The 9,143-nt window shown below is 69.1% G+C and carries 7 protein-coding genes; all 7 read right to left on the minus strand.

Annotated elements, in window-relative coordinates:
• Positions 1-97 precede the first annotated feature (97 nt).
• Positions 98-904 carry an enoyl-CoA-hydratase DpgD gene (gene dpgD, locus ABZ845_RS31500; protein WP_360986822.1) on the minus strand — a complete coding sequence of 269 codons (807 nt, stop codon included), beginning with the start codon at positions 902-904 and terminating at the stop codon, positions 98-100.
• Positions 901-2,190, minus strand: a complete 1,290-nt coding sequence (gene dpgC, locus ABZ845_RS31505) for a (3,5-dihydroxyphenyl)acetyl-CoA 1,2-dioxygenase DpgC (protein WP_360986841.1) — start codon at positions 2,188-2,190, stop codon at positions 901-903. Before dpgC ends, dpgD begins: the two co-directional genes overlap by 4 nt.
• Before the next feature lie 77 nt (positions 2,191-2,267).
• The gene (gene dpgB, locus ABZ845_RS31510) at positions 2,268-2,975 is read right to left on the minus strand and encodes an enoyl-CoA-hydratase DpgB (RefSeq protein WP_360986825.1); all 708 of its coding nucleotides are present in this window, start codon (positions 2,973-2,975) and stop codon (positions 2,268-2,270) included.
• An 11-nt stretch (positions 2,976-2,986) separates the two neighbouring features.
• Complete coding sequence (gene dpgA, locus ABZ845_RS31515) at positions 2,987-4,138, minus strand: 3,5-dihydroxyphenylacetyl-CoA synthase DpgA (RefSeq protein ID WP_360986829.1); 1,152 nt, start codon at positions 4,136-4,138, stop codon at positions 2,987-2,989.
• A gap of 158 nt (positions 4,139-4,296) precedes the next feature.
• Entirely contained in the window at positions 4,297-6,714 is a 2,418-nt protein-coding gene (locus tag ABZ845_RS31520) for an aminotransferase class I/II-fold pyridoxal phosphate-dependent enzyme (RefSeq protein WP_360986832.1), read from the minus strand.
• The gene (gene hppD, locus ABZ845_RS31525) at positions 6,711-7,724 is read right to left on the minus strand and encodes a 4-hydroxyphenylpyruvate dioxygenase (protein ID WP_360986835.1); all 1,014 of its coding nucleotides are present in this window, start codon (positions 7,722-7,724) and stop codon (positions 6,711-6,713) included. Before hppD ends, ABZ845_RS31520 begins: the two co-directional genes overlap by 4 nt.
• A gap of 321 nt (positions 7,725-8,045) precedes the next feature.
• Positions 8,046-9,143, minus strand: a 1,098-nt coding sequence (locus tag ABZ845_RS31530; RefSeq protein ID WP_360986838.1) for an alpha/beta fold hydrolase, incomplete at its 5' end; no start/stop codon positions are given.

Consider the following 9,143-nt stretch of genomic DNA (forward strand, 5'->3'; position numbering starts at 1 on the left):
GGCGGTCGCGGTGTCCTCCTTCAGATAGAGCACCGGGTGGTCGCAGATCTGCTTGAGCGGGCCCCTTCTCGTACCACCGGTGGTGGCCCTGTCGTGGTCAGCGGCCCAGCCAGCGCGGTTCGCGCTGCTCGGCGAAGGCCTTCGGGCCCTCGATGGCGTCCTGACTGTGGCGGCGTCGCTGCTCCCATGCGAAGGCGGTGTTGAACGCCTGCTCCAGGGGCATGTCCACCGAGCGCATCACGGCCTCCTTGATGGCTCTCACGGCCAACGGAGCGCTGCGCAACAGGTCCTGGACCCACTCCTCGACACAGTCGTCGAGCTGCTCGGCCGGTACCACCTGGTTGACCAGCCCGAAGCCCAGGGCGACATCCGCCGTCATCCGACGGCCGGTCAGCAGGTAACCCATGGCGGCCTTCAGCGGCAGCTGCCGCGCGAGCCGGAAGGCGCCGCCGGCGCCCGGCACCAGGCCGAGTCGTGCCTCCGGCAGGGCGAAAACCGCCTGCTCGGAGGCGATGACCAGGTCACAGGCCAGGGCGAGCTCGAAACCACCGCCCAGCGCATAGCCGTTGACCCGGGCGATCACCGGCTTGGAGAGGGTGAACCGCTCGGTCAGCCGCGGCCAACCGGGCTGGCCGCGGCTGCCGAAGGTCGACCGCGGCACCCCCTCCTCGTCGAGGCGGGCCCGTTCCTTCAAGTCCTGCCCGACGGTGAAGGCACGGTCACCGGCACCGGTCAGCACCACCACCCGGACCTCGTCGTCCGCCTCGACGTCGTCCCAGACCGCGGCCAGCTCCTCATGCATCCGCAGATCCATGGCGTTGAGGGCGGCGGGCCGGTTGAGCGTGACGCGGGCGACGTGGTCCTGCTTCACGTAGCGGACGCGCGGATCCTCGGCATCGCTCACCGAGCGGTCTCCGGCTTCGCAGCGGAGAACCGGCCCACCTTGTCGATCACGTCGGAGCTGTACAGGCGCAGCGCCTGCTGGAAGGCGAACTCCGCCATGTAGTAGCGGAATTCGACCATGGACTCGGCGGAGAGGTTGAGCATGCGCCGGTTGGCGAGCACGGCCGCGCCGCGCAGCCGCTCGACGCTGCGCTCGATGGCGTCGTCCAGCGCGGCGCTCTCGTGGACCTCGTCGACCAGGAGCCGGGCCTCGGGCTCGGTCGCCCAGACCCGTCGGCCTTCCAGGATCACCTGGCGTGCCAGTCGGTTGCCGGCGGCCCGGCTCAGCCGGAAGTTCGAGGCACCCGGGATGATGCCCTCTTCGGCGGCGGGCAGGCTGAAGAAGGAGTCCGAAGCGGCGAGCACGTGGTCGAAGACCAGCAGCAGCTGGGCACCGCCGCCGATGGCGAAGGCGTCGACCGCGGCGACCCACGGCTTCTCGACCGTACGACCCCGCCAGGCCGCCCGCTCCTCGACCAGGACGCCGCGCAGGATCTTGTGGATGTAGCCGAGTTCGCGCCGCAACAGGAAATCAGTGAGGGAAATCCCGCCGCCGTGCAGGGACTTCAGGTTGATGCCCGCACTGAACACGCGCCGGCCCCGGTACCGCGGGTGCGTCATCACGCCGCCCCGCAGCAGGCACACCTCCACGGCCGGATCGAGCAGCGCCAGGTCGACGGCGGTCTCGATGTCGTCGATCTGCCGGTTGTCCTCGGCGTTCAGGCAGTCGTCGCGGACCATGGTCAGTCGGGCCGCGGCACCGGTGCGCTCCAGCACCACCGAGCCCAGATCGGCTCGGCCGGTCGCGGAGAACCCGGCCAGCAGGTCCAGGGCGCGCGGGGTGGGGCGCAGCATCGTTTCCATCAGGTGCGGACCGGCCTGCGGGGAGGCCAGCACTTGGCGGAAGAAGATGCCCTGGTCGATCTCCAGGCCTTCCTTGGCGGCCTGGATCCGGGTCCGCTCGATGGCGAGTTGTTCCTCGGTGGGTACCAGTCCGGGGAAACCGGCCGCCGCGGCCCGGGCGAGTTCGGCCACCCGCAGATGGCGGGTACGGCCCTCGGTGAGCTCGTCGTAGACGGCGTCGGTGTGGACGTCCAGGAAGGCGGCGCGCAGGTCCCGGGTGGCGTCGACGGCTGCCGCGGCGGTGGCGCGCTGCTCCGCCGTGCGCTGCTCCGGCACCGGCAGGGTGGCGAGCAGCTTCTCGGTGCGTGCGGCGGCCTCGGCCAGCGCCACGCGAGCGTGGGCCAGCTCCGCACGGACCTCCTGCGGCCCGTCCTGCCGGGTGGCCGAACGCTCGCTGGTGGTGACGGGGGGGTGCGTGGTGGTCACGAGGCGGCTCCGACGGCGGTGCGGCGCAGCTCGCGGTCGCAGGCAGCCAGGTGGACTCCGAGCGCCTCCTGGTAGCTGGTGGTGGGCGCGTCGATCATCAGCTGGCGGCGGATGGCCAGCTCGGTACCCGAGGCCGCGCCGGCCCGCTCGGCTGCCAGTGCCAGGGCGCTGTCCCGGTCGTCGGCCGGCTCGTCGATCAGGTGCAGGGCCAGTGCGTCGGCCGCCTCGATCGGGGTGCCGAAGAGCACTGCGCGGCGGATCGCGGGGGCATTGGCGCCGCGCTGCGCCAGCCGGTAGAGAGCCATGCCCGGCCAGGTGGCGGTGCCGTCCCCGACCGGGACCACCAGCCGTACCCAGCCGATGGCGATCCGGTAGTCGGTGGCCAGCAGCGCGTCCAGCGCCAGGCCGCCACAGTCGCCGTCGGCGATCGCGATGGTGGCCGCGGGCAGCCGTTCCAGGCGGCGCAGCGCGCGCTCCCACTTGCTGACCAGTGCCACGGTCAGGTCGCCGGCCCACGGCCCCTGCGGGACACCGGAGACCTGGACGAGTACCCGGCCGATGCCGGCCCGGTCCTCGGCGCTGTCGCAGACCGCGTTCACCGCCGTGACCAGGTCTGCCGACAGCGGCTCACGGCCGTCGATCCGCAGCACCAGGTCCTCGGCATCCGCCGGTGCCGACGGCGTGACGCGCTTACTGTCCTTCATCTGATTCTCCGTCACCATTGCACCAGTGCCGTCTCGATGGTCGATCCGGGCCCCATGGTCATCAGGACGCCGTAGTCACCCGGCTGGGTGACCCCTTCATGGAGCAGCCGCTCGTAGGAGAACAGGAAGGAGCCGCTCGACAGGTTGCCGTAGTCGCGCAGCACGCTGGTGGTGTGCCGCACGTCGTGCCGCGTCAGACCCAGGTTGACCCGGACCGCGTCGATGACCTTCTTGCCGCCGGAGTGGATCAGCCACTGGCTGATGTCACTGCGCCGCAACCCGGCACCGGACAGCAGGCGGTCCACCACCTGTTCCGCGTTCGCCCCCACCACGTAGGGAACCTGCGGGTCCAGGTAGAAACTGAACTTGCCCTGCGCTTCGTCCCAGTCGTAGCGCATCGCGTCGATGGCGTCGGTGATGATGTGGCTGGCGAAGCCCAGGATGCGCGGGCTGCCGGCACCCGCGGGCACGCCGGCCGGGGCGTATGCGGTGTCGGGGGCGTCGGCGATCAGGGCGATCGCGGCCGCGCCGTCGCCGAACAGGCTGTTGACCACCGCGGTGCGCAGGGTTCCGTCGATCACATACGCTGCGGAGCACGCCTCGACGCAGAGCATGACGGCGACCTTGCCCGGATTGGCGACCGCCCAACCGTGGGTGGCGTTGAGGGCGTTCAGGCCGGCGTTGCAGCCCATCCCGACGACGTCGATCCGGCTCGTCCTGGGCAGGATGCCCATCTCGCGTATCAGGTGGGCACTCAGGCCCGGGGTCAGGAAGCCCGTGGTGGTTGTGCAGCAGAGGTAGTCGATGTCCGCCGGCTCGATGCCGGTGTTCTCCAGGCAGGTGCGTATCGCCCGCGCACCCATGTCCAGCGCGATCCGTTTGTGCTTGGCGAGCAGTTCGCCCTGCAGCTCCGTGATCACGTTTCCGTCGTCGTCCAGCGGCGGGACGGTCAGGAAGCGCCGCTCGATGGCGCTGTTCAGGAAGACCGAGCGGACCTTCGGATCCGTGATCTTGAAGATGTCGAGCAGCTCCGACTGCGTGTAGGAGTGCTCCGTGTTCGCCGTGCCGACGCCCACGATCCGGGCCGTGCCCGGGCCGTTCTTGCCCTCGGTCGCCGACGGGTCCAGGAGGCCGGTGCCGGCGAGGCCGGTGCTGACGGTCATCGGAAGGTCCACCCCCACATACGGGTCTTGCTGCGGATAGGGCGTACTGCCGTCAACATGTCGCGTACCTTCCTGCTCATGGCGTCCAGAGAGAGGAACGGCCGTTCCCGCCGCGATGCGGAAACGGCCTCCGTTGTCCCTATCGCCTGTTCGTTGCTTCAGACCTGGGCCTGAGCTCTGATGAACTCCGCCAGCCGTCCGATTCCGTCCGTGATTTCGGCGTGCGTCAGGTAACTGACGGACAGCCGGATGCTGTGCTCTCCGCCGCCTTGGGGATAGAAGTAGGACATCGGCGTCCAGATCACACCGAACTCCTCCGCCGAACGCACCAGCGCCGCGTTGTCCGCGCGGAACGGCACCCACAGCGAGAGGAAGAAGCCTCCGGTCGGTTCGTTCCAGCGAACTCCCAACGCCTCCCGCTCACCCGGCGGGAAGTTCTTCCCCAGCTGTTCCAGCGTCGCCCGCATTGCGTCGCCGTAATAGGCGGCCGCCTTCGCGTTCAGCTCCGAGGTCCGGCCGTCGGCCGCGAGCAGCATGCCGGCCACCACGGCCTGACTGACCGCCGACGTGTTCACCGTGATCATGCTCTTGATCTTGGTCAGCTCGTCCGCCAGCAGCCCTGTCCCACCCGAGCCGTCGACCACCGGCTGATCCGCGACCGCATACCCCACTCGGGCACCCGGGAACAGCGTCTTGGACAACGAGCCCAGGTGCACCACTCGCCGGTCACGGTCCAACGACTTCAGCGTCGGCAGCTGCCGTCCCGGACTGACCATACGGTAGGGACTGTCCTCGAGAATCAGGATGTCCTGACGCGCTGCCAACTCCAGCAACTCGCGGCGCGTCTCCAGCGCCATCGTGGTCCCCGACGGATTCGAGTGATCCGGAATCACATAGAACGCGCGCGCACGGCGCCCGCGCGCCCGCTCCGCGACGATCGCCGCCTCCAGATCCGCACACCGGAAACCGTCCTCGGCCTCGTCCACCGCCACCAGCGCCACGTCCAGGAGCCGGGCCGCGCCCGAGATCCCCACATAGCAGGGACTGGAGACCAGTAACACGTCCTGCGGACCGGAGATCAACGCCCGCACCGCCAGGAACATCGCCTCCTGGCAGCCGACCGTCACCACGATCGACTCCGCCGGGACGTCGATGTCCTCGTCCTTGCGTAGCGAATCGGCGATCAGCTCGCGGATCTGCCCGCTCGTCGGACCGTACTGGAACAGCGCCGAGCGCACCTGCCCGGGCGACGCCCCGCCCTCCTCCAGATGGTCCAGATAGCGCCGCAGATACCCGAAGATCTGCTCGGTCTCGAAGAAGCCGTCATACGGCCGCCCCGGCGCGAACGAAACCGCCTGCGGATACCGCATCGTGATCTCGTTCAGGAAGTTCATGGTCTCCAGCACGGGATCGGACACACTGCCGTGCAGCTCCTCCCGGCGCAGCCCGGATCCCTCGTACCGAGCCCGGTCCGGCACCACGACCGGCGTGCCGGCCGGATGTGGGACCTGCGGCGCGGACCGCACCAGTTCGGGGCCCGCGTCATCGACCGAGCCGGTTCCGGTGAGCATCATCGCCTCCGTCAGTTCCTCGATGAGAGTGCCCAGGACGTGTGTCACGCCGTACGACTGACCGACCGCCAGGCCGTGCAGCACCGGACGTCCGACGAGCACCGCGTCCGCACCCGATGCCAGCGACGCCAGCACGTCCGCGCCACGCCGGACACCTCCGTCCAGCAGTACCGGACACGCGCCCGCGACCGCCGCCGCCACCTCGGGCAGTACCTCCAAGGTCGCCGGCGCGCCGTCCAGCTGCCGCCCGCCGTGGTTGGACACCACGATCCCGGCCGCCCCTGCCGCCAGCGCCCGCCTGGCGTCAGCTCCGGTGAGAACGCCCTTGACCAGCACCGGCAGCGAACTCACCGAACGGATCCATTCGATCACCGACCAGTCCAGCGCGGCGTCGAACTCCGCCAGTGCATGACTGCTCGGGGACGAGAACCCGCCCCCGGTGAGGTTGGCCGGCGCGATTCCCTCCGGCAGCCGGAACTCGTTGCGGAGATCCCGCAGCCGCCGCCCCAACCGTGGGGCGTCCGCCGTCAGGACCAGCGCCTCGAACCCGGCCCGTGCCGCGCGTTCGATCAACCGCCGCGTCGTGTCCCGGTCTCTGAAGCAGTACACCTGCAACCACAGCGGCGCCGCCGCCGCCCACGCTATGTCCTCGAACGTCCGACCAGCGAACGTGCTGACCACCAGCGGCACGCCCATCGGGCCCGCGGCCAACGCCGTGGCCACCTCGCCGCCCGGATCCGCCATCGTGTGATACGCCATCGGTGCCACCGCGATCGGCACACCCCAGTCCCGGCCCAGGATCTGCGTCTGCGTGTCCGGTTTCCCGACGCCGGTCAGCACCTGCGGGCGGAACCTCACCCGGTCGAAGGCCTCGAGATTGGCGGCGAGCGTACGCTCCCCGCCGGCTCCGCCCTCCAGGTAGTCCCACACTTCGGGTGCCATGACCTGACGTGCCCTGGCGGCGTAGTCGTCCAGGGTCAGCAGTTTCGGATCCCGTCGAGTCACTGGACGGCCAGCCGTTCGCGCTCGACGGCCTCGTAGAGGGCACGGATGTTGGCACTGCCGAACCCACGCGAGCCCTGGCGCTGGATCAGCTCGAAGAAGAGTGTGTTGCGCTCATAGGGTGAACGGGTGAACAGCTGCAGCAGGTGGCCCCACTCGTCGCGGTCGGCGAGCACCTGGGTCTCCTGCAACTGGGCGACCTGCCCGCGCAGTTCGCCGATGCGCTCGGCGAGCATGTCGTAGTAGGCCGCCGGGGTGTTGAGGAACTCCACGCCAAGGCCGCGGAACTCGCGCACCGCGGCGATGATGTCGTCGACCAAGAACGCGAGATGCTGAACCCCTGGGCCGGCATTGCGGTCCAGGAAGCCGTCGAGCTGTCCTGGGTCCTTCGTCGGATCCGGCGCGACCAGTGTGAAGGTGACCCGGCCGGACTCGCTGCGGACCACGATCGAGTCCATCGCCTGACCGCCCACGGCCACATACTCGGAGGAGTAGCGGGACAACCCGAACGCGTCCCGGTAGAAGTCGGCGTACTCCCCCAGAGTGCCCCCGGCGAGGCAGACCGCTATGTGGTCCAGCCGCCGGATCTGCTGGGCCGACCGTCCCCCCGGCATGCCGAGCCACCGGCGGCCCGGTGGCAGCGCGGTCGCCGACCGGGTGGCGGGCACCAGCGTGTGGGCGACGTCACCGAACCCCGACACGACCGGATGGTCCGCGACCGAGTCGAGCGGCTTGGCGCCGGCCGTCACCGCCGTGTCAAGGGTCGCCGCAACGTCGTCACAGGTCAGCGCGATGTCGGCGATGCCGTCGCCGTGTTCGTCCAGGAACGGCCAGATTCCGCGGCCCGAGGTGATGACCAGCTGCACCTCTCCCTGACACAGCAGCACTGAACTTCGGTCGGTCGCAACGGCGTCGGCGACGCGGGTGAAGCCCATGGCGGAGACGAAGTGCTCGACGGCCGGCACCTTGTCCTTGGTGTACAACTCGACGAAGGCGATGTCCTGCACGGCCACGGGTGTTACCTCCTGAAGGCCAACGGCCGGTAGATGGTCGGTGTTTGCCACGAAACTTCGGCTTGATACTCGCCGCCACAAACACCAGAGGCGACCGCAGATAGGACGCACTCGCGGCAGAAATGATCCGATCGCAGAGAAACGACAATTGCAGAGTGCATGGGAGATACGTTCCCAAGCAATACTTTGCGACAGCTCACTGAATGAACAGCGGTGTTCAACTGCGCCGTCGCCACACTTGAACGTCCGGATTGCAACGGTCCGAGCCAAGCACCGGGCGCTGCTGGAGCCGTTTGGCTCCAGCAGCGATTTTCCCGTCCGCTAGGCCTGCTGCGCCGGCAGCCAGGCCTCGACGGCCTGCCAGACCTGCGCCAGTGTCTCGGGCCGCATCAGGTCTGCGTGCGTGCAGGCGAAGCGCACTTCCGACACCTTCCCGGAGATGTACGGCTGCCATTTCGCAGCGTGGGAAGCGGTGGGCGGCCTGCCTTCCGTCGCGACCAGGAGAAGGGCATTCCCCTCGAACCGGCCGAGCGGATGGTTGTTCCGCAGGTCGACGTTGTTGTGGTACACGCCTGCCATCAGGCGCAGTTCGTCGTCCGAGAAGCCGTTCAAAAGGTAGCCCAGTTCTTCCCGAACGAGGTCGACCATTTCCTCGATCGCCGTCTCCCGACCGGATTGCGAGGGTTCGATGGCTGCCTCCGGAGCCAGCGGGAATGTGTCCATGATGACCAACGCCGCCACCTCCTCGCCGGCAGCCCGCAGCTGAATCGCCATCTCGTGGGTCACCGTCCCACCGAACGACCAGCCCAACAGGTGGTACGGGCCACTCGGCTGGACACTGCGGATCTGCTCGAGATAGTCAGCGGCCATCTCCCGTAGCGTGGGCGCGAGCTCACCGCCCTCGTCGATGCCACGGGCCTGCAGGCCGTAGAGCGGATACTCCTCCGGGACGAACCGAGCCAGCGGCATGTAGCACCAGCTCAGTCCACCACCCGGGTGAACGAAGAAGAACGGTGCCTTGCTGCCGCGATCCCTGATCGACAGCAGTCCGCCGAGCGCGTCCCGCACCGACGACAGGTTCAACGTGGCGATCAGTCCGGCCGGGGTCGGGTTCGCCATGACATGCCGTACCGAGACCGACACCCCTCGCAGCCGGAGTTGCTCCACCAGTGCGACCGCGAGCAGTGAATGGCCGCCCAGCGTGTAGAAGTTGTCCTCAATTCCCACGGCGGGCAGCCCCAGGACCTGTGCGAACGCCTCGCACACGGTCTCTTCGAGCATGCCGGCCGCCCCTCGGCTCCGGGGGGCGTTCCCACCCGGGACCGCCGTGTAGTCGGGTGCGGGCAGGGCGCGGCGGTCGAGTTTGCCGTTCACCGTCAGCGGCAGCGTCTCCAGGACGACGAACGCCGACGGCACCAT

Source organism: Streptomyces sp. NPDC047022 (assembly GCF_040644155.1).
In the GTDB taxonomy this organism is placed as follows: domain Bacteria; phylum Actinomycetota; class Actinomycetes; order Streptomycetales; family Streptomycetaceae; genus Streptomyces.